Below are 18,939 nucleotides of genomic sequence, written 5' to 3'. Positions count from 1 at the left end.
CGGAGACTCTGCACGCCGCGCCCCGCGGGGGGAACCGGTTTCTGCTACCGGCAGACTCCGGCCCCACCCGGGAACCAGGAGGTCAGCGGCTGGTCGGCGGCGCGTACTTGTAGCCGACGCGCCGCACCGTCTGGATCGTCTGGCGGTGCTCGGCGCCCAGCTTGCGCCGCAGCCGCGCGATGTGGACGTCGACGGTGCGCCCGTCGCCCACGTGTCCGTACCCCCACACCGTGGTCACCAACTGGTCGCGCGTGTGCACCCGGTGGGGATGGGCGACGAGATGCGCGAGCAGCTCGAACTCCAGGTAGGTGAGGTCGAGCCCGCGGCCGTCGACCTGCGCCGCGCGCTGCACGGTGTCGATCCGCACGGGCCCCGCGGACGTCTGCTCCTGGCCGCGCGCCTGCCCGGCCGGCTTCAGCGGTTCGGGCTCTGCGGTTGCGGCCACAGGGTCCTGCCCGGCCGGTACGAGGACCAGGTAGCCGATCATCGGCGGCTGGCCCGGCAGCGTGGGCAGCGTGTGCTGGGGCGCGGGCAGCCAGGTCGCGCCCGGCGGCAGGAAGTCGGTGATCTGCACCACCTCGTCCGGGGCGACGGCCCGCAGCCGTCCCCGGGCGGGGCTGGTCAGGGGCGTGGCGGTGGCGGTGGAAGCGGTGGACGCCGAGAAGGAACGGGAGTTCGCCATGGAGGTCAGCTCTTTCGCGCGAGGGAGTCGTCAGTCGTCGAGGACGTACGTACGTCGTGCGCGTCAGGCGAAGGCCGGGTGAACGGCTTTAGCGGGCCTGCGCGTTACTCGCGCGGCAACACACCCGGTCGAAGTCGTGGTGCTGACGGGAAGGCCAGAACGGCTCGAGGTCGTGGTCACGACCCGTCGCGATGTTCCCGTAGCTGCCCATGACCCCATTGAAGCAGATGGGAGGGGCGGCGGTCGTTCCCTCTCGCACGCTGATACGGCTCCTTGGTGAACCCTTGGCGTGAATTGGCCCCTGAGGACCGCCATGCCGAAGGGGGCACCCACCGAATCGGCGGGCGCCCCCTTCAGGAACGTACACAGGGGCGGGTCAGACCTGGCCGGCCTTCTCCAGGGCGGTGCAGCAGGTGTCGACGAGCAGCCGCGTCACGACGTACGGGTCGACGTTCGCGTTCGGGCGGCGGTCCTCGATGTAGCCCTTCTGCTCCACCTCGACCTGCCACGGGATGCGGACGGACGCGCCGCGGTCGGAGACGCCGTACTTGTACTCGTCCCACGGGGCGGTCTCGTGCAGGCCGGTCAGGCGGTCGTCGATGCCGGCGCCGTAGTTCTTGACGTGGTCGAGCGGCTTCGAGCCCTCGCCGAGGGACTCGCAGGCGGTGATGATCGGGGCGTAGCCCTCGCGCATCGCCTTCGTGGAGAAGTTCGTGTGCGCGCCCGCGCCGTTCCAGTCGCCCTTCACCGGCTTCGGGTCGAGCGTGGCCGACACCTTGAAGTCCTCGGCGGTGCGGTAGAGCAGCCAACGGGCGATCCACAGCTGGTCGGAGACCTCGAGCGGCGCGAGCGGGCCGACCTGGAACTCCCACTGTCCTGGCATGACCTCGGCGTTGATGCCGGAGATCCCCAGGCCCGCCTTGAGGCAGTTCTCCAGGTGCGCCTCGACGACGTCACGGCCGAAGATCTCGTCCGCGCCGACGCCGCAGTAGTAGCCGCCCTGCGCTGCCGGGAAGCCGCCGACGGGGAAGCCGAGCGGGCGGTCGCCCTCGAAGAAGGTGTACTCCTGCTCGATGCCGAAGATCGGCTCCTGCGAGGCGAACCGCTCCTCGAGCTCGGCGAGCGCGGCACGGGTGTTGGTCTCGTGCGGCGTCATGTCCGTGTTGAGGACCTCGCACATGACGAGGACGTCGTCGCCGCCGCGGATCGGGTCGGGGCAGGTGAAGACCGGCTTGAGCACGCGGTCGGATGCGTGACCCTTGGCCTGGTTGGTGCTGGATCCGTCGAAGCCCCAGTTGGGGAGCTCCGCGCCGTCCGCCATGATCTTCGTCTTCGAACGGAGCTTGGCGGTCGGCTCGGTGCCGTCGATCCAGATGTACTCAGCCTTGAAGGTCACGGGGCCATCCTTTAAATGCTCGGTACGGCGCAGAACGTGCGGGTGCTGCGGTGCCGTGGTGATGCCGCGCAGCTTGCCAACGGGCGATTTCCCGGCCATTGCTCGAATGTGAACCCCGTGTTACCTGCGGTGGATGTGGCCCACTTCACGTCCCGCGTCATTTGATGACGGCGTTGGCCGCCGCTATGAGCAGCCCGATCGTCGCGTCGGCCATGCCGAGCAGCACGGCCGAGCGCCGCCGGTAGCCCGTCCGCAGCGCGGCGAAGGTGCCCCAGGCCAGGAGCAGGGCCGCGTTCAGGAGCAGTGCGGAGTAGGTGACCGGCGCCTCGGGCCAGCCGAAGGTCCCGGCCAGCACGAGCAGCCCCACGGTGGGCCAGCAGGCCACGACCACCGGCCACTCGTCCATCAGCTCCCGGGCGAGCTGCCGCCACCGGTGCAGGCCCGAGCCGGGCCGGTGCGTGGACATGTGGTGCGCGTATCCGTGCGCCAGGGCGGCGGTGCCCGCGGTGACCATGATCCAGGCCGCGTCGTAGTAGGGCGTGTAGGTCTGCTGCTCCGAGTGCAGCGCCGCGATCAGCGCGCTCGCGAGGATGGTGCCGTATACGCCTTTGAACATCAGGCTCCGCACGGGCGCTCCTTTCCGTTGCCCGGATCCGGCGTCCGGTCGGCGGGGGTGTGGAGTGCCCAACGCTATGGAGGTATATGTAACGGTTTGCCGGAGATGGCTCATCGGTCGGCAGTCATCTGCGGCGCGCGGTCGCCGGCTTCCTTCGGCGGCTACCGGGACAGCGCGTCCCGTACGGCCTCCTCCGTGCGTCCCACCACCGCCGTGCCGTCGTCGGCGGTGATGATGGGCCGCTGGATGAGCTTGGGGTGCTCGGCGAGCGCCGTGATCCAGCGGTCGCGGCCCGACGCGTCGCGCGGCCAGGCCTCGCGGTCCTTCAGGTTCAGCTCCTTGGCGGCGTCCTCCTGGGTGCGCGTGATGTCCCACGGCTCCAGGCCGAGCCGCTCCAGGACGGCGCGGATCTCGTCCTCGGACGGCACGTCGTCGAGGTAGCGGCGGACGGTGTAGTCGGCGCCCTCCGCGTCGAGCAGCGTGAGCGCGCCGCGGCACTTCGAACAGGCGGGATTGATCCAGATCTCCATGCCGCACACGCTACCCGCGACCCCCCCTCGCGACCCACCCGTCACACCCCCTCAAAGCCCGTCTGGCCAGCGGCGATTGTCAGTGCCCGGCAGTAGAATTGAAGCAGTGTTCGAGGGTTCCCGACGGGGGTTCCTGACCGCGACAGGAGGATGCCTGTGCCCGCTGCCGCACTCACATCGAAGTCGAAGCGCAACGCTTCCCGGCCCGTGTTCATCGACCCGACGTACGCACCACTGGAGAAGCGGCCTCTCCCGGCCGGACGGCCGCGCGAGTGGTACATCACGCACAACCGGCGCCTGAAGGCCATGCGCCTGGCGATAGCCCTGCTGGACTCGGGCGTCTACCTGCCGAACCAAGCCAGCAACACCAGGATCCGGAGCATGGCGGAGGACGTGGGAATCCACCCGCCGTCGGACATCACCTGCCACATGGTGCGCGCCCTCATGCGGTACAGCCGCTGAACCGTCGCACGGACGCGTACGGGTGGGGCCCGAGGGGTCGCCGCCCGTACGCGTGCTTCATGCTGTCCGCATGACCCAGCCGGAAACCGCCCCCGCCCAGCAGGAGCCGGCAGCCGGGCTGCCGCTGCTCGTCACCGCCCAACTCCCGGACGGGGCACGGTTTCCCGTCCGCGGCCTGCGGCCGGGCGAGACCTCGCCCGGCCCCGCGCCGGCCGTCCTGATCCTGCCCGCCATGGGCACCCCGGCCCGCTACTACCGCGCGTTCGCACGGCAGTTGCACGCGCAGGGGCTCACCGCCCTGACCGTGGACATGCGCGGGCAGGGCGAGAGCACCCTGCGCGTCACGGACGCGGACGCCGCCGACCACGGCTACCGCACGATCGTCGAGCAGGACCTCGTCGCGATCGTCGACGCGATACGCGCCGAACTGGGCCCGGAGCCCCCGCTGTACCTCCTCGGCCACAGCATGGGCGGCCAACTGGCTCTCGTCCACGCCTCGTTGGGAATCGGCCCCGGAGTCGACGGAGTCGCCCTCGTCGCGTCCGGCTCCGTCTGGTTCCGCGCGTACGGCCCCCTGCGCGGACCCGCGCTGCTCATCGGCCAGCTGCTCGCCGCGGCGACGTCCACGATGCTCGGCCGGTGGCCCGGCACCAAGCTCGGCTTCGGCGGCAACCAGCCCAAGGGCGTCATGCGCGACTGGGCACGCCAGGGACGTACGGGCCGCTACTCGTCCCCCGGCTCCCCGCACGACTACGAGGCGGCCCTGCGCACCCTCGGCCTGCCCGTCCTCGCGGTCTTTGTGGAGGGCGACACCTGGGCCCCCGCACCCGCCCTCGACCACCTCGTCGGCAAGGCGCCCGCTGCCCGCGTCACACGCCTGCGGTACTCCACCCAGGAGGCGGGCGGCCCTCTGGACCACTTCGCGTGGACCCGGGCGGGCGGTGCGCTGGCCGAGAAGGTGGCGGCATGGGCGGTCGCGGGCGGAAGCTGAGGTCCACAAGCGCCGGGGCCCGTTCACCCGTTCGGCGTACCCGGCATGCGTACGCGCCGGTGGCGGCATTGGCTGCTCCTGAGGGGAGGCTGATGCCGGGAGCCGCCGACGGAGAGGGGAGAGGGGCGATGACCACTCCGGACGATCGTGCCCAGCAGGGCAAGGCGGCCCGCAAGCGCGCCTCCCGCTCCTCGCACGGGGCCTGGATACCCTCCGCCGACCGCGCCGACCCGGTGGCCGTCCTCGAACAGCAGGGCGCGGACCGCGTCCAGGAGTTGCTGCCCATCCGGTACGCCCGTATGGCGGCCTCGCCCTTCGCCTTCCTGCGGGGGGCCGCCGCCGTCATGGCGGGGGACCTCGCCGTCCAGTGGAACACCGGGCTCACGGTCCAACTCTGCGGCGACGCCCACCTGTTGAACTTCGGCCTGTTCGCCTCGCCGGAACGCACCCTGCTCTTCGACCTCAACGACTTCGACGAGACCTGCCCGGGGCCCTTCGAGTGGGACGTCAAACGTCTGGCAGCGAGCATCGCCGTCGCCTCCCGCGACAACGGCCACCCGGAGAACGGGGGACGTGACGCGTGCCTCGCCGCGGTGGCCGCGTACCGCACGTCGATGCGCCGTCTCGCGGGCCTCGGCGAGCTGGAGGTCTGGTACGAACGCATCGACGCGCACGACCTGTTGTCCCTCGTCCGCTCCACCCGCCACCGCAAGCGCGCGGCGGGCACCCTGGACCGGGCCCGCCGCCGCACGAGCCTGCACGCGCTGGGCAAGCTGACGGAAGAGGTGGACGGGGTGCGCCGCATCATCCACGACCCGCCGCTCCTGGAACCGGCGGGCGCCCCGGACCTCGCGGCCGTACGCAAGATCTTCGGCGACTACCGCTCCACGCTCTCCGAGGAGCGCCGACTCCTCCTGGACCGCTACCACTTCGTGGACGCGGCGCGGAAAGTGGTGGGCGTGGGCAGCGTCGGCACCCGCTGCTTCATCGTGCTCCTCGCCGGACGCGACGCCGACGACCCGCTCTTCCTCCAGATCAAGGAGGCGGTCCGCTCGGTCCTTGAGGAGCACCTGCCGCCGGGACCGTACGTCCACCCCGGCCACCGCGTCGTCGCGGGCCAGCGCCTCCTCCAGGCGGCGAGCGACATCTTCCTCGGCTGGATGACGGGCCCCCAGGGCCGCGCCTTCTACTGGCGCCAGCTGCGCGACATGAAGGGCTCGGCGGACGTCGAGGCCATGTCCGCCGCGGAGCTGCGCTCCTACGCCCGGCTCTGCGGCACCGCCCTGGCCCGCGCCCACGCACGCTCCGGCGACCGCATAGCCATCGCCGCCTACCTGGGCGGCTCCGACACGTTCGACCGTGCGATAGCGGACTTCGCGCTGCGCTACGCCGCGCAGAACGCCCAGGACCACGCGGCACTGACCGAGGCGATCGCCTCCGGCGTCGTGGACGCCGGAGGCCGGGACGACGACTAGCGGATCTCGTCCGGGACCACCGTCAGCCACCGCTTGTCCGCGGTCACCTTCTGGCCCAGCTCCCGCTGCCGGTCGGCGTTCTTCCGCTTCATGCCGTCCAGCTGCTTCATGTACGAGTCCTTGCGGTTGACCCAGACCCGCGCCCCGCCGTGCTCCACGTCTGCCGAGTGGAACAGCATCGGACCGTCGCTCGCCGGGGTGTCGCCGGCCACCAGGACGGGCTTCTTCCACTCGTCGATGTACGTGTTGATGGCCGCGGGCTTGCCCTGGAACCAGGTCAGCGGCGCCCACAGGTTCGGCGTCAGCTCACGCCCCGCCAGCTTCTTCTCGTCGAAGCGGCCCTCCGCGATCTCCTTGCGGGAGCTGGTGACCTCGCCCGTCTTGCGGTCCTTGAGCTGCAGCCCGACGCCGATGACGTTCTCGGGCTTCACGGCGTAGCCGTACTTGGGGTCGGCAAGGACCATGCGCACCAGGTCCTCGCTGGCCGCGCTCACCACGTAGACCTCGATGCCGTGCTTGCGCAGAGACTTGTAGAGCTCCTGCATGCCGGTGAAGAACTCCGGCGCCTCGACCTCGGTCCTGGTCAGCTTCCCGTCCTCGTAGTACTCGGCGGGGATCGGCTTGTCGTGGGCGAGGAGCTCGTCGACGTACCCCTTGAGCTGCTTGAGTGTGAAGCCGGAGAAGATCTGCGCGGCCCACGGGTAGCAGACCTGGTCGTCGACCTCGCACAGCCGGTTGTAGTAGCTGTAGAGGCTCTCCTTGTGCTTCGCCGTGTCCTTGAAGGGGATGATCTTCAGCGACGGGTCCATCGACTTGCGGGTCAGCACCCCCTTCATCTCCAGGAAGGGCAGGAGGGACTCCTCCAGGTCGTTGCGGTACGTCGTGTTGTCCGCGTCGAAGACGGCGTACGCGCCCTTGTGGCCGTTCTCCGCGATGACCTTGCCCAGCTTCTTCGCGACCGGCTCGGGCCAGTGCTTCAGCTCGGCCGCGGTCCTCGTGCTCCGCGCGGAGGCGTCCGCGGCCGTCGCGTCCGTGCTGGGCCAGAGCGCCGTCCCCGCCAGGACGGCCGCGGTGAGCGCGCCCGCCGTGCCGAGTACGGCCAGCTTGCTCTTTGCCTTTACTGCCATGTTTCTGTGCCCCCTGAGAGCGGTCTGCGCCCCGTCCGGAGCGGCGGGTCATCGTATGAGGTCGGACCGCGGATTCCCATGATCGACATCACCGGACGCAGGGGGCATGGGACGCATCTGCGCGGGTAGCCGCATCGGACGTTCGCCGGGCCTCGGGGCCTGCCTCTCGGGCCCGCCCATCGCATACTGGAAGGCATGGAGACCGTCTCCCCGGAGTTCGTGCGGGCCGCTCCGCGGCTCGACGGCATGGTGGTGTCCGCCGTCGGTTACCGCACCGAGGGGGAGCGGCCGGGCCTGCACCGCGGCCTGCCGTCCCCGTACCTGACGCTGATCTTCTCGCTGGACGGCCCCGTCGTCAGCGGCGCGAGCCCCGAGCAGGCGGGCGGCCCCGACGCCGACCGCACGGACATCGTCCTGGGCGGCCTGCACCAGTCCCCGGCCTACGTCGTGCGGCCCGAGCACGAGGCGGGCATCCAGCTCGCCGTGCACCCGCTCGCCGCCCGCGCCCTGTTCGGCGTACCGGCGTCGGAGCTCGCGGACGAGCTGGTGACGCCCGGCGCTGAGGTGATGGGCCGCAGCGCCGCCGACGTACGGGAGATGCTGTGCGAGCAGGGCGGCTGGGAGGAGCGATTCGCCTTCCTGTCGGCCTACTTGAGGCAGCGCGCGGCCGAGGAATCCGGCGGAACCGTACGCCCCGAGGTCGCCGAGGCCTGGGCCTGGCTGGCCCGGCACCGGGGCGTCGGCACCCTGCACGGCCTCTCCCGGCACGTCGCGCTCAGCGAACGCCGCCTGACCACGCTCTTCCGCGCCGAGACGGGCCTGAGCCCCAAGCAGGCGGGCCGCCTGATGCGCTTCCAGCGCGCACGCAACGCCGTCGTACGCCTCGTCGCCGCGGGCGCCGCCCCCGACCTGGCCCGTGTCGCCGCCGACTGCGGCTACTACGACCACTCCCACCTGGTGCGGGACTTCCGGCAGTACACCGGCGTCAGCCCCAGCGGCTGGCTGGCCGAAGAGTGCCGGAATATCCAAGCCGGGAGCCATGGCGGAGGCGAAGAGTAGGAGCCATGAACACCACCGAGAAGCAACAGCAGCCCCAGTCCACCTCCGCCGGGCGCGCGCCCGACGTCTGGCCGACGCTCCAGGCCCACGATGCCCCCGCCCTGATCGACTTCCTGGTCGGCACCGTCGGCTTCCTGCGCACCGCCGTCTACGAGGACGGCGACCGCGTGGCCCACGCCGAGCTCGACTGGCCCGAGGGCGGCGCGATCATGCTCGGCTCGTACGACGAGAAGTCCCAGGGCTGGTGCCTGAAACCGGGCACCTTCGGCGCGTATGTCGTCACCGACCACGTGGACGACCTCTACCAGCGGCTCAGCACCGCCGGGGTCGAGATCGTCCGCGAGATCGAGGACCAGCCGTACGGCAGCAGGGAGTTCGCGATCGCCGACCCCGAGGGCAACAAATGGTCCTTCGGCACCTACCGCGGCGCACCGAGGCCCGGTCAGCCGTCCTGACCCTGCGTGATAGCTTGCGAGCGCCAGTCAACCCACACCAGGGCCAGGGAATCCGGTGCGAATCCGGAACTGACGCGCAGCGGTGAGGGGGAACGGGCGGGGCCACGGCCACTGGGCGTCCACGGACGCCTGGGAAGGCGCCCCGCACGGCCGATCCCCGAGTCCGAAGACCTGCTGGCACCTTCGCCCGCGCACCGGGCGGCGGAGGTGACGAAGCAGGCCAGGCTCCGCGTATGAGCCGTGAGACTCAAGGGATCGTGTGTCCTCCACAGCCCGTCGTGTACGTATGCCCCTTCTCCTCGGCGTCGCCCTTTCGGCCACGCTGACCTCCTGCGGCGGCTCCGGCTCGTCGGCCTCCACCTCGGACGAGAAGGCCGCCGGCTACCCACTGACCCTGACCTCCTGCGGAAAGAAGGCGGAGATCAAGGCGCCGCCGCAGCGGGCGGTCTCCCTCGACCAGGGCTCCACCGAGATCCTGCTCTCCCTCGGCCTCGCGGACCGCATGGCCGGCACCGGGACCTGGACGGACCCGGTCCTGGAGGGCCTGGAGAAGGACAACGCCAAGGTCGAGCGGCTCGCCGACAGCTACCCCTCCTTCGAGAAGGTCCTCGCCCAGGAACCGGACTTCGTCACCGCGTCCTTCGAGGCGACGGTCAGCAAGGGCGGCGTCGCCGACCGCGCCAAGTTCGCCGAGCTCGGCGTACCCGCCTATGTCTCGCCCTCCGACTGCGCGGGCAAGGACAACAGCGGCGACGGCGACGGCCGCCGCGACAAGACGCTGACCATGGACACGGTCTACGGCGAGGTGCGCGACCTGTCCAAGGCGTTCGGCGTCGAGAAGCGCGGCGAACGCCTGATCGCGCGGCTCAAGGACCGGGTGGCGAAGGCGACCAAGGCGATGGACGCCTCCGACGCCTCGCTCCTCTACTGGTTCGCCAATTCCGACGCCCCCTACATCGCGGGCTGCTGCGGAGCGCCGGGCATCATCACCCGCGAGCTCGGCGCGAAGAACGTCTTCGACGACACCCGCGACGAGTGGCCCCAGATCAACTGGGAGACGGTGGCCGACCGCGACCCGGACGTCCTGGTCATCGGCGACCTCACCCGCAGGTCGCAGACCGCGGAGAGCGCGAAGAAGAAGATCGCGTTCCTGGAGTCCAACCCGGTCACCAAGAACCTGACCGCCGTGAAGAAGAAGCGGTACGTGCTGCTGAGCGGCCAGGCCATGAACCCGACGATCCGCACGGTGGACGGCGTGGAGCAAGTAGCCGACGCCTTGCGCGAGTTCGGGCTCGCCAAGTGACGCGAGCCCTCCCGGGCGGCATACGGCAGACCCTGCTCTGGACGGCGGGCCTCGCCGCCCTGGCCCTCTCCGTGGCGGTGGCCGTCACCATCGGCCCCGCCGACATCTCCGTACCGGACGTGTGGTCGGCGGTGGCGGCCCACCTCGGCTGGGGCGAGGCGACGCTGACGCCCATCCGGGACGGCATCGTCTGGAACCTGCGCATGCCGCGCACGCTGCTCGCGGCGGTCTGCGGCGCGGGCCTCGCGGTCTGCGGGACGGTCCTCCAGTCCCTCCTGCGCAACCCGCTCGCCGACCCCTTCGTGCTCGGCGTCTCCTCGGGGGCCTCCACGGGCGCGGTCGCGATCGTCGTCCTGGGGGTCGGCGGGGGAGTGGTGTCGATCTCGGCGGGCGCCTTCGTGGGCGCCGTGGTCTCGTTCGCCCTCGTCCTGCTGCTCAGCCACACCCTGGGCGGAAGCACCGACCGAGTGGTGCTGTCAGGGGTGGCGGCGATGCAGCTCTTCTCCGCGCTCACCTCGTTCGTGATCCTGACGTCGGGCGACGCGGAGACGACGCGGAGCGTCCTGTTCTGGCTGCTCGGCTCGTTGAGCGGGGTGGGCTGGACGGACGTCTGGATGTGCGGGGCGGTCCTCGTCCTCGCGCTCACCGTCTGCCTGGCGCACGCCCGCACCCTGGACGCATTCGTGTTCGGCCAGGACGCGGCGGCGACGCTGGGGGTCCATGTGGCCCGTACCCGGCTGATCCTGCTCTCCATCACGGCCCTGCTGACGGCGGCCCTGGTCAGCAGCGCGGGCGCCATCGGCTTCGTGGGCCTGGTCCTGCCGCACGCGGCCCGCGCCCTGGTCGGCTCCGGGCACGCGCGGCTGCTCCCGGTCACCGCGCTCGCGGGCGCGGTGTTCCTGGTGTGGGTGGACACGCTGGCCCGCACGGTCCTGGACCCGCAGGAGGTGCCGGTGGGGGTGGTGACGTCCCTGATCGGCGTACCGGCGTTCGTCCTGGTCCTCTACCGGACGCGGAAGACGACATGAGGGACGGCGTGACGTACGGGATGAAGGACGGCGTGACGGCCGACGTGACGTACGGGATGAAGGACAGCATTGCTTCGAACGCGGAACCGGGCCTGCGTGCCGACCGGGTGAGCAGGACCGCCGCGGGCCACCTCATCATCGACGGGGTGACCCTGGCCCCGCCCCCCGGAGCCACGGTCGGCCTCCTCGGCCCGAACGGCTCGGGCAAGTCCACCCTCCTGCGCATCCTGGCGGGGGTCCTGGCCCCGGCGTCGGGAGTGGTCACCCTGGACGGCCGGCCGCTGCGGGACGTGGGCCGCCGCACGGTGGCCCGCCGGGTGGCGGTGGTGGACCAGGACGCCACGACGCAGGTCGAGCTGTCGGTGCGGGAGGTCGTACGGCTGGGCCGCATCCCGCACCGCAGGCCGTGGTCGGGGGCGACGCCCCAGGACGAGGAGGCGGTCCGCGAGGCCCTGGCCCGCACGGGCCTCGCCGACCGCGCCACCCAGTCCTGGCACACGCTCTCCGGCGGTGAGCGCCAACGGGTCCAGATAGCAAGGGCGTTGGCCCAGACCCCCCGGGAACTCCTCCTGGACGAACCGACCAACCACCTGGACATCCAGCACCAGCTCGACCTCCTCGCCCTGGTGGCGGACCTCCCCCTGACCAGCGTGATCGCCCTGCACGACCTGAACCTGGCCGCCATGTTCTGCGACCAGGTCCTGGTCCTGCGCGAAGGTGTGGCCTACGCGGCGGGCACACCGGCCGAGGTGATCACGGAGGAGCTGATCGCGAAGGTGTACGGGGTGCGGGCGGTGGTGACGACGCTCGCGGACGAGGGCGACGGGAAGCCGCGCCCGTCGATCCGCTTCCTGCGGGCGGGCTGAGTATCAGGCCAGGTGCAGCCGGTCGGCGATCCCGGCGGCGGCGAAGGCGGAGACCAGTTCGTCCCGCCCCTCGGTGAAGTGGGCCCAGCTGTTGAAGTGGACGGGGACGACCCGGCGCGCCCCGAGGATCTTCGTGGCCTCGGCGGCCTGCGCGCTGTCCAGGACGAGCGGCTCGCCGTCGAAGAGGTAGGGGAAGCGGGGCGCCCCGGCGAAGAGGACGGCGGTGTCCACGGGCCCGAACCGCGCGGCCGTCTCCCGGACCGCGGCGAGCGAGGCGTTGTCGCCGCTGACGTAGACCGTGGGGAGACCGTCGCCGGTCAGGACGAAGCCGACGACCTCGCCGGTGACCGGTTCGACGTCCTCGCGCTTCCCGGGACCGTGGACGGCGGGCACGCCCGTCACCGTGACCCGCCCGTCGCCGCCGGGCCGGTCGAGCTCGACGGACTCCCAGTCGGCGAGGCCCTTGGCACTCCCGCCCAGGCGCTGCCCGCCACTGGGGGTGGTGAGGGTGAGCGGTACGTCGGCGAGCAGGGCGCGGCCCGAGGTGTCGAGGTTGTCGGGATGCTCGTCGTGCGAGAGCAGGACCACGTCGACGGGGCCGAGATCGGCGGGGGAGCCCGAAGCGGCGGCGGTCTTGGTCAGCCCGCCGCCGGGGGCCGGATAGTCGCCGGGCGCGTCGAAGGTGGGGTCGGTGAGGAACTTCAGGCCGCCGTACTCGAAGAGGGCGGTCGGGCCGCCGAAGACGCGTACGGAGATCTCGTCGTGGGTCGTGCCGGAAGCAGCCATGAAAGAAACACACCTCACGGATAGGGAAGCATTCATCCGTGAGAACCGTATCCGTCTCTCACGGATGAAGGCAAGGCGTACCATGAGATACGTGAAGGAGACCGTGACGGCCGAGCCCGCACCACCGCCCGCGCCGGGCGCTGAGCAGTACCCCGCACTCGATCTCGCCAACAGCGCCCTGACCCTGCCCGGCGGCCAGATCACCGACCTCCTCGGCACCCCGGCGGCCGCGAACCGGTGGCTCACCGAACGCGGCCTGGCCCCGGCGGACGCGGGCCTTCAGGAGATGTGCACGGCCCAGCTGCGAGCCCTGCGGGAACAGATCCGCTCCCTGCTCGCCGCCCGCGTCGAGGGATGCGCACCCCCGGCAAGCGCGCTCACAGCGGTCAACGAGGCCCTGACGAGAGCCCCCGCGGCGTCCCTGCTGCACTGGGACCGAGCCCGAGGCGCCCTCTACCGCGCGGCCTCCCACCCCACCACCCAGATCGTCGAGCACGCCCTGGCCACCCTCGCCGCCGACGCGGCCGACCTGCTCACGGGCCCGGACGCCGACCGCCTCACGGCCTGCGGCTCCCCGCCCTGCAACCGCTACCTGCTCCGCCACGGCCGCCGCCACTGGTGCTCGACGCGCTGCGGCGACCGAGCCCGAGCGGCCCGCGCCTACGCCCGCCGCACCCGTCCCCAGCAGGACTGACCGCGGCCCACACAGCAAAGCAGCGAGGACCGCCGCCTCCGATATCCGATAGGAGACAGCGGCCCTCGCTGCTGTTGCATCGACCGAGATGCCGCTTAGTGGGCCCGTGGCTCGTCGAGGTACTGGTCGGCCCAGGCGCTGATGATGTGAGCGGCCCGCTGCGCCTGCCCTCGCGCGGTCAGCAGATGGTCCGCGCCTTCGAGCGAGATGAAGCTGCGCGGGTGCCGTGCCTCCTGGAAGATCTCCGCGGCATTGGAGATGTCGACGGTGGAGTCCGTGGGCGAATGTGCCACGAGGAGCGGAAGGTCCACCTCGCCGATCCGGTCGCGCAGGTGAGCCCGGCGCACGTCCTCGACGAAGGCACGCTTGAGAACCAGGGTCCTCCCGCCGACGAACCACTCGTGCGCCCCGTCGCTGAGGACGCGGTCCAGGACCGAGTCGTACTGCCGCTCGACGTGACTGGGATCGACGGGCGCCGCAATGGTGGCCAGCGCGCGGAGGCCGACGATCTCGTGCGCGGCGGCGATCGCGGCGGCGCCTCCCCACGAGTGGCCCACCAGCAAATCCACCGGAGTCCCGCGCTCCGCCATGAAGGCCGCGGCACGGACGGTGTCCTGCACCTTGACGGTGAAGGAACCGTCCCCCCAGTCACCCTCGGAGTCTCCGATCCCGAGATTGTCGAAGCGCAGCATGCCGATCCCCTCGCGCGCCAGCTGCTTGCTGACGCGCGAGGCGGCCGGCGATCCCTTGCCCAGGGTGAACCCATGCGCGAAGAGCCCCCAACCCCGGATCTCGCCCTCCGGCAGGTCGATCACCCCGGCCAGGTCGGGGCCGACGACGCTCGGGAATCGCACTTCTTCGATCATGTGTGGTGCTCACCTTGGCAGGGACTGGTCGTGGGGCGGAAAGACGAGAGCGACACTAGCCGCTGTCAGCGCGAGCCCGACAGCACAGTGGGCCGCCTCCTCGCTCCGGGAGACGGCCCACTGCCCATGCTGACGCGGCGTCGGGCTCACCCGACCTCGCGGTTTAGATGTCGAAGTACAGCTCGAACTCGTGCGGGTGCGGGCGCAGCTGGATCGGGGCGATCTCGTTCGTCCGCTTGTAGTCGATCCACGTCTCGATCAGGTCGGGGGTGAAGACACCGCCGGCCAGAAGGTACTCGTGGTCCGCCTCGAGGGCGTCGAGGACGGCCGGGAGGGAGGTCGGGACCTGGGCGACGCCCGCGTGCTCCTCGGGGGCCAGCTCGTAGAGGTCCTTGTCGATCGGCTCCGGCGGCTCGATCTTGTTCTTCACGCCGTCCAGGCCGGCCATCAGGAGCGCCGAGAACGCCAGGTACGGGTTCGAGGACGGGTCCGGCGCGCGGAACTCGACGCGCTTGGCCTTCGGGTTCGAGCCCGTGATCGGGATACGCATGGCCGCCGAGCGGTTGCGCTGCGAGTAGACCATGTTGACCGGGGCCTCGAAGCCCGGAACCAGGCGGTGGTACGAGTTCACCGTCGGGTTCGTGAAGGCGAGCAGCGAGGGCGCGTGCTTGAGGATGCCGCCGATGTAGTAGCGGGCGGTGTCCGAGAGGCCCGCGTAGCCCTGCTCGTCGTAGAACAGCGGGTCGCCGTTGGCCCACAGCGACTGGTGGACGTGCATGCCCGAGCCGTTGTCGCCGAAGATCGGCTTCGGCATGAAGGTCGCGGTCTTCTGGTTGCGCCAGGCGACGTTCTTCACGATGTACTTGAAGAGCATCAGGTCGTCGGCCGCGGCCAGCAGCGTGTTGAACTTGTAGTTGATCTCCGCCTGGCCGGCCGTGCCGACCTCGTGGTGCTGGCGCTCGACCTGGAGGCCGTTCTTGTCGAGTTCGAGGGAGATCTCGGCGCGGAGGTCGGCGAAGTGGTCGACCGGCGGGGCCGGGAAGTAACCGCCCTTGTAGCGGACCTTGTAGCCACGGTTGTTCTCGACCGCACCGGTGTTCCAGGCGCCTGCCTCGGAGTCGATGTGGTAGAAGCTCTCGTTCGCCGACGTCTGGAAGCGGACGTTGTCGAAGACGTAGAACTCGGCCTCGGGACCGAAGTACGCGGTGTCCGCGATGCCGGTGGACGCGAGGTAGGCCTCGGCCTTCTTGGCGATGTTGCGCGGGTCACGGCTGTACTGCTCGCCCGTGATCGGGTCGTGGATGAAGAAGTTGATGTTGACGGTCTTGTCGCGGCGGAAGGGGTCGACCCGGGCGGTCGACAGGTCCGCGCGCAGCGCCATGTCGGACTCGTGGATGGCCTGGAAGCCGCGGATCGACGAACCGTCGAAGGCGAGCTCCTCGTTCGGGTCGAACGCCGCTGCCGGGATCGTGAAGTGCTGCATCACTCCGGGCAGGTCGCAGAACCGGACATCTACGAACTTCACGTCCTCGTCCGCGATGAACTTCTTTGCGTCGTCGGCGTTCTGGAACATCCAACTCCTCCTACTCCCGGCCCCCAGGCGGGGACGGGGTTGCAGCTCGTTGTGCGGCCAGTGCGGTGGCACACGCTGGGACCCGACCATAGGGACGGGGGATTTCTCAAGCATGACCCATTTGTTTCGCCGAAGTTAACCGAGGCGGGTTCGGGTCAGGTGTCATTCGCCCTACCCCGCCCGTCCTCGTACGAAAACGGGCGCAGTACCGTGGACGGGTGGACAACAGGCAAGTAATCGGATCGTGGCTCTCGGGCCCTCGTGCGGCCGCGGAGGACGCGGGCGTCGACTTCGGGTACCGCGGCGAGCAGCTCGGCCTGCCGGAGGAGGGGCCGGGCTCGATCGCGCGGCCCGGGCGGCGCATGGGTGCCGTCATCGTGGACTGGGCCCTGTGCATGCTCATCGCATACGGCCTGTTCGCTCGCGGTGACCAGCAGGCGATGGGCAACTGGGCGCTGGGAATCTTCTTCGTCATGACCGTCCTGACGGTCGGCACGGTCGGCTGCACCCCCGGCAAGGCCCTCTTCCGGCTGCGTGTCATCGCCGAGGGCGGCGGCCGGCTCGGCATCGTCCGGGTCCTCGTCCGCAGCCTGCTGCTCTGCGTCGCCATCCCGGCCCTGATCTGGGACCGCGACGGCCGCGGCCTGCACGACCGCCTCGCGCGCGCCATCCAGGTGCGGATCTGACCTCGACGGCCACCGCCGAAGCTCCGTACGACGACGAAGGCCCCGGAACCGATCATCGGTTCCGGGGCCTTCGTCGACGTAGAGACAGGACGTAGAGACAGGTGGAGGGGAGCGGCAGGCAGAGGCGGTGAGTTACCGCATCTTCGGGCCACCGCGAGGCATCCGCATGCCCTTCGGCATGGGCCCCTTCGGCAACGGCATGTTGCTCATGAGGTCCCCCATGGCGCGCAGCCGGTCGTTCGTCGCCGTGACCTGCGGGCCCTGGAGGACGCGGGGCAGCTTCAGAAGCGTCGTACGCAGCTTCTTCAGCGGCACCTCGTTCTCGCCGGTGCCGACGATGACGTCGTGCACCGGGACGTCCGAGACCACGCGCGCCATCCGCTTCTTCTCGGCGGCCAGCAGGCTCTTCACCCGGTTCGGGTTGCCCTCGGCGACGAGCACGATGCCCGCCTTGCCGACCGTGCGGTGCACGACGTCCTGGCTGCGGTTCATCGCCACCGCCGGAGTCGTCGTCCAGCCGCGGCCGATCTTGTCGAGCACCGCGGCCGCCGCACCGGGCTGGCCCTCCATCTGCCCGAAGGCCGCACGCTCAGCCCTGCGCCCGAAGACGATCGCCATCGCGAGGAAGGCGAGCACAAAGCCGAGAATGCCGAGATAGATCGGGTGACCGATCAAGAAGCCGATCGCGAGGAAGACACCGAAGGTGACGATCCCCACAGCCGCGATGACAAGACCGATCAGCGGATCGGCCTTGCGGGTCATCTTGTAGGTCAGGGCAATCTGCTTGAGTCGCCCGGGGTTCGCGGCGTCCGCCGCGGTTTCCTTCCTCGCCATGTCGTGAAGTCTACGTGTCCCTGGAAGTGACTACGACGTGCGGGTTGTCATCGCCTCTTCGAGCACGCGCAGCGCCTCGGCCCGGTCCTTGGCGCGACGCCGGTCGTCGAGCACGGACGTCCAGGCGTTGCGGCGAGCGGTGCGCTGGCCGCTGCTCATGAGCAGCGACTCGACGGCGCGCAGTGCGTCGGTGACGGACGGGATGGCGGTGGCGCGTACGGGCGCGGCCTGCATGGTGGGGCCCTCCTGAGCGGCTATGGGTAGGGCTGTACGTGGGGTAATTCCAGGGTCACTGATTGGTGTTACCAGGGCGTGACTGACCGGTCAAACACGGATGAAGCCTTGACGCTCGACCGCAAAACACTGACGCGGCCCGTACGGTCCCCTCACCTGCGGGGACCGTACGGGCCGCGCCATCTCGGCCACTACTCACCAGTAGTCACTTGTGCGCCGATTCACACAGCTGGCTCTCGCCGCAAGCGCCGGCGGGCTCGCGCCCGGCATCCGGAATCACACCGCGGGAACCGGAATCACACCGCCTGCGAGGCGACGTATGCCCCGCGCTTCTCGATCGCCATCTGGTAAAGGCGGCCGGCGCGGTAGGAGGAGCGGACCAGCGGTCCCGACATGACGCCGGAGAATCCGATCTCCTCGGCCTCCTCCTTCAGCTCCACGAACTCCTGCGGCTTGGCCCAGCGCTCCACGGGGTGGTGGCGCGGCGTCGGGCGCAGGTACTGCGTGATCGTGATGAGCTCGCAGCCCGCTTCGTGCAGCGCGTGCAGCGCCTCGCTGATCTCCTCGCGCTCCTCGCCCATGCCCAGGATGAGGTTCGACTTGGTGACCAGACCGGCCTCGCGGGCGCGCGTGATGACCTCGAGCGAGCGCTCGAAGCGGAAGCCCGGACGGATCCGCTTGAAGATGCGCGGCACGGTCTCCACGTTGTGCCCCAGGACCTCGGGGCGGGAGGAGAAGACCTCGGCCAGCTGGTCGGGGTCCGCGTTGAAGTCGGGGATGAGGAGCTCGACCTTGGTCTTGCCCTCGGCGCGGTCCGCCGTCATCGCGTGGATCTGGCGCACGGTCTCCGCGTACAGCCAGGCGCCGCCGTCGTCCAGGTCGTCGCGGGCGACGCCGGTGATCGTGGCGTAGTTCAGGTCCATCGTGACGACGGACTCACCCACGCGGCGGGGCTCGTCGCGGTCGAGTGCCTGCGGCTTGCCCGTGTCGATCTGGCAGAAGTCGCAGCGCCGGGTGCACTGGTCACCGCCGATGAGGAAGGTGGCCTCGCGGTCTTCCCAGCACTCGTAGATGTTGGGACAGCCCGCCTCCTGGCAGACCGTGTGCAGGCCCTCGCTCTTCACGAGGTTCTGCATCTTGGTGTACTCGGGGCCCATTTTCGCCCGGGTCTTGATCCACTCGGGCTTGCGCTCGATGGGGGTCTGGGCGTTCCGGACCTCCAGGCGCAGCATCTTGCGTCCGTCGGGTGCGACTGCGGACACATCGGCTCCCTGTA

General features: G+C 70.5%; 21 protein-coding genes and 1 riboswitch. Of the genes, 10 read left to right on the top strand and 11 right to left on the bottom strand.

Features of this window, described 5'->3' with window-relative positions:
• Window positions 1-82: 82 nt before the first annotated feature.
• The 4 genes from ACZ6ZP_RS02515 to ACZ6ZP_RS02500 all read right to left on the bottom strand — a co-directional run bounded on the left by ACZ6ZP_RS02515 (window position 83) and on the right by ACZ6ZP_RS02500 (window position 3,224).
• Window positions 83-682, bottom strand: coding sequence for a winged helix-turn-helix domain-containing protein (locus ACZ6ZP_RS02515; protein WP_351159614.1), 600 nt, complete (start codon window positions 680-682; stop codon window positions 83-85).
• A 376-nt stretch (window positions 683-1,058) separates the two neighbouring features.
• Window positions 1,059-2,078 (bottom strand): glutamine synthetase, encoded by a 1,020-nt coding sequence (gene glnII, locus ACZ6ZP_RS02510; RefSeq protein WP_351159612.1) that lies wholly within the window; start codon window positions 2,076-2,078, stop codon window positions 1,059-1,061.
• 157 nt (window positions 2,079-2,235) lie between these two features.
• Window positions 2,236-2,706, bottom strand: a complete 471-nt coding sequence (locus ACZ6ZP_RS02505) for a hypothetical protein (protein ID WP_366462941.1) — start codon at window positions 2,704-2,706, stop codon at window positions 2,236-2,238.
• Window positions 2,707-2,855: 149 nt separating this feature from the next.
• Complete coding sequence (locus tag ACZ6ZP_RS02500; RefSeq protein ID WP_361470583.1) at window positions 2,856-3,224, bottom strand: arsenate reductase family protein; 369 nt, start codon at window positions 3,222-3,224, stop codon at window positions 2,856-2,858.
• A 156-nt stretch (window positions 3,225-3,380) separates the two neighbouring features.
• Here ACZ6ZP_RS02500 and ACZ6ZP_RS02495 point away from each other — a divergent pair, with 156 nt between their 5' ends.
• From ACZ6ZP_RS02495 to ACZ6ZP_RS02485, 3 genes are all read left to right on the top strand, one after another.
• A complete protein-coding gene (locus ACZ6ZP_RS02495; protein ID WP_351159603.1) occupies window positions 3,381-3,686 on the top strand; it encodes a hypothetical protein in 306 nt (101 codons plus the stop codon).
• Between the two features lie 70 nt (window positions 3,687-3,756).
• On the top strand, window positions 3,757-4,677 hold the full coding sequence (locus tag ACZ6ZP_RS02490; protein WP_469405264.1) for an alpha/beta hydrolase family protein: 921 nt from the start codon (window positions 3,757-3,759) through the stop codon (window positions 4,675-4,677).
• A gap of 128 nt (window positions 4,678-4,805) precedes the next feature.
• Entirely contained in the window at window positions 4,806-6,152 is a 1,347-nt protein-coding gene (locus ACZ6ZP_RS02485) for a DUF2252 domain-containing protein (RefSeq protein ID WP_469405263.1), read from the top strand.
• Here the strand turns inward: ACZ6ZP_RS02485 and ACZ6ZP_RS02480 are convergent.
• Window positions 6,149-7,279 (bottom strand): HAD family hydrolase, encoded by a 1,131-nt coding sequence (locus ACZ6ZP_RS02480; RefSeq protein ID WP_383827213.1) that lies wholly within the window; start codon window positions 7,277-7,279, stop codon window positions 6,149-6,151. The genes ACZ6ZP_RS02485 and ACZ6ZP_RS02480 overlap by 4 nt on opposite strands.
• A 195-nt stretch (window positions 7,280-7,474) precedes the next feature.
• Between ACZ6ZP_RS02480 and ACZ6ZP_RS02475 the strand changes: the two genes are divergently transcribed.
• The 5 genes from ACZ6ZP_RS02475 to ACZ6ZP_RS02455 all read left to right on the top strand — a co-directional run bounded on the left by ACZ6ZP_RS02475 (window position 7,475) and on the right by ACZ6ZP_RS02455 (window position 11,990).
• The gene (locus ACZ6ZP_RS02475) at window positions 7,475-8,338 is read left to right on the top strand and encodes an AraC family transcriptional regulator (RefSeq protein WP_383827210.1); all 864 of its coding nucleotides are present in this window, start codon (window positions 7,475-7,477) and stop codon (window positions 8,336-8,338) included.
• Window positions 8,339-8,343: 5 nt separating this feature from the next.
• On the top strand, window positions 8,344-8,793 hold the full coding sequence (locus ACZ6ZP_RS02470) for a VOC family protein (RefSeq protein ID WP_351159591.1): 450 nt from the start codon (window positions 8,344-8,346) through the stop codon (window positions 8,791-8,793).
• A 7-nt stretch (window positions 8,794-8,800) separates the two neighbouring features.
• A riboswitch (cobalamin riboswitch) is annotated at window positions 8,801-8,986 on the top strand.
• A 93-nt stretch (window positions 8,987-9,079) separates the two neighbouring features.
• Entirely contained in the window at window positions 9,080-10,096 is a 1,017-nt protein-coding gene (locus tag ACZ6ZP_RS02465) for an ABC transporter substrate-binding protein (RefSeq protein WP_383827207.1), read from the top strand.
• Window positions 10,093-11,124: a FecCD family ABC transporter permease gene (locus ACZ6ZP_RS02460; RefSeq protein WP_361470572.1), complete on the top strand. Its 1,032-nt coding sequence runs from the start codon at window positions 10,093-10,095 to the stop codon at window positions 11,122-11,124. The genes ACZ6ZP_RS02465 and ACZ6ZP_RS02460 overlap by 4 nt, the downstream gene beginning before the upstream one ends.
• 56 nt (window positions 11,125-11,180) lie before the next feature.
• Window positions 11,181-11,990, top strand: coding sequence for an ABC transporter ATP-binding protein (locus ACZ6ZP_RS02455; protein ID WP_469405773.1), 810 nt, complete (start codon window positions 11,181-11,183; stop codon window positions 11,988-11,990).
• 3 nt (window positions 11,991-11,993) lie between these two features.
• Here the strand turns inward: ACZ6ZP_RS02455 and ACZ6ZP_RS02450 are convergent, their stop codons facing one another.
• Window positions 11,994-12,776, bottom strand: coding sequence for an MBL fold metallo-hydrolase (locus ACZ6ZP_RS02450; RefSeq protein ID WP_351159583.1), 783 nt, complete (start codon window positions 12,774-12,776; stop codon window positions 11,994-11,996).
• 82 nt (window positions 12,777-12,858) lie between these two features.
• Here ACZ6ZP_RS02450 and ACZ6ZP_RS02445 point away from each other — a divergent pair, with 82 nt between their 5' ends.
• Complete coding sequence (locus tag ACZ6ZP_RS02445; protein WP_469405261.1) at window positions 12,859-13,470, top strand: CGNR zinc finger domain-containing protein; 612 nt, start codon at window positions 12,859-12,861, stop codon at window positions 13,468-13,470.
• Window positions 13,471-13,565: 95 nt separating this feature from the next.
• Here the strand turns inward: ACZ6ZP_RS02445 and ACZ6ZP_RS02440 are convergent, their stop codons facing one another.
• Window positions 13,566-14,336: an alpha/beta hydrolase family protein gene (locus ACZ6ZP_RS02440; protein WP_351159578.1), complete on the bottom strand. Its 771-nt coding sequence runs from the start codon at window positions 14,334-14,336 to the stop codon at window positions 13,566-13,568.
• A gap of 163 nt (window positions 14,337-14,499) precedes the next feature.
• Entirely contained in the window at window positions 14,500-15,909 is a 1,410-nt protein-coding gene (gene glnA / locus ACZ6ZP_RS02435; RefSeq protein ID WP_351159575.1) for a type I glutamate--ammonia ligase, read from the bottom strand.
• Window positions 15,910-16,127: 218 nt separating this feature from the next.
• Here glnA and ACZ6ZP_RS02430 point away from each other — a divergent pair, with 218 nt between their 5' ends.
• The gene (locus ACZ6ZP_RS02430; RefSeq protein WP_351159573.1) at window positions 16,128-16,595 is read left to right on the top strand and encodes an RDD family protein; all 468 of its coding nucleotides are present in this window, start codon (window positions 16,128-16,130) and stop codon (window positions 16,593-16,595) included.
• 132 nt (window positions 16,596-16,727) lie between these two features.
• Here ACZ6ZP_RS02430 and ACZ6ZP_RS02425 read toward each other — a convergent pair whose 3' ends face one another.
• From ACZ6ZP_RS02425 to ACZ6ZP_RS02415, 3 genes are all read right to left on the bottom strand, one after another.
• Window positions 16,728-17,429 carry a DUF4191 domain-containing protein gene (locus ACZ6ZP_RS02425; protein ID WP_344518372.1) on the bottom strand — a complete coding sequence of 234 codons (702 nt, stop codon included), beginning with the start codon at window positions 17,427-17,429 and terminating at the stop codon, window positions 16,728-16,730.
• Between the two features lie 30 nt (window positions 17,430-17,459).
• A complete protein-coding gene (locus ACZ6ZP_RS02420) occupies window positions 17,460-17,663 on the bottom strand; it encodes an SCO2195 family GlnR-regulated protein (protein WP_160504648.1) in 204 nt (67 codons plus the stop codon).
• A 296-nt stretch (window positions 17,664-17,959) separates the two neighbouring features.
• Window positions 17,960-18,925 carry a lipoyl synthase gene (locus ACZ6ZP_RS02415; RefSeq protein ID WP_351159568.1) on the bottom strand — a complete coding sequence of 322 codons (966 nt, stop codon included), beginning with the start codon at window positions 18,923-18,925 and terminating at the stop codon, window positions 17,960-17,962.
• Between the last annotated feature and the right edge of the window lie 14 nt (window positions 18,926-18,939).

Source organism: Streptomyces sp. NPDC054047, assembly GCF_055585065.1.
The sequence above is the reverse complement of the archived record's forward strand: the minus strand, read 5'-3'. Positions and strand labels throughout refer to the sequence as shown.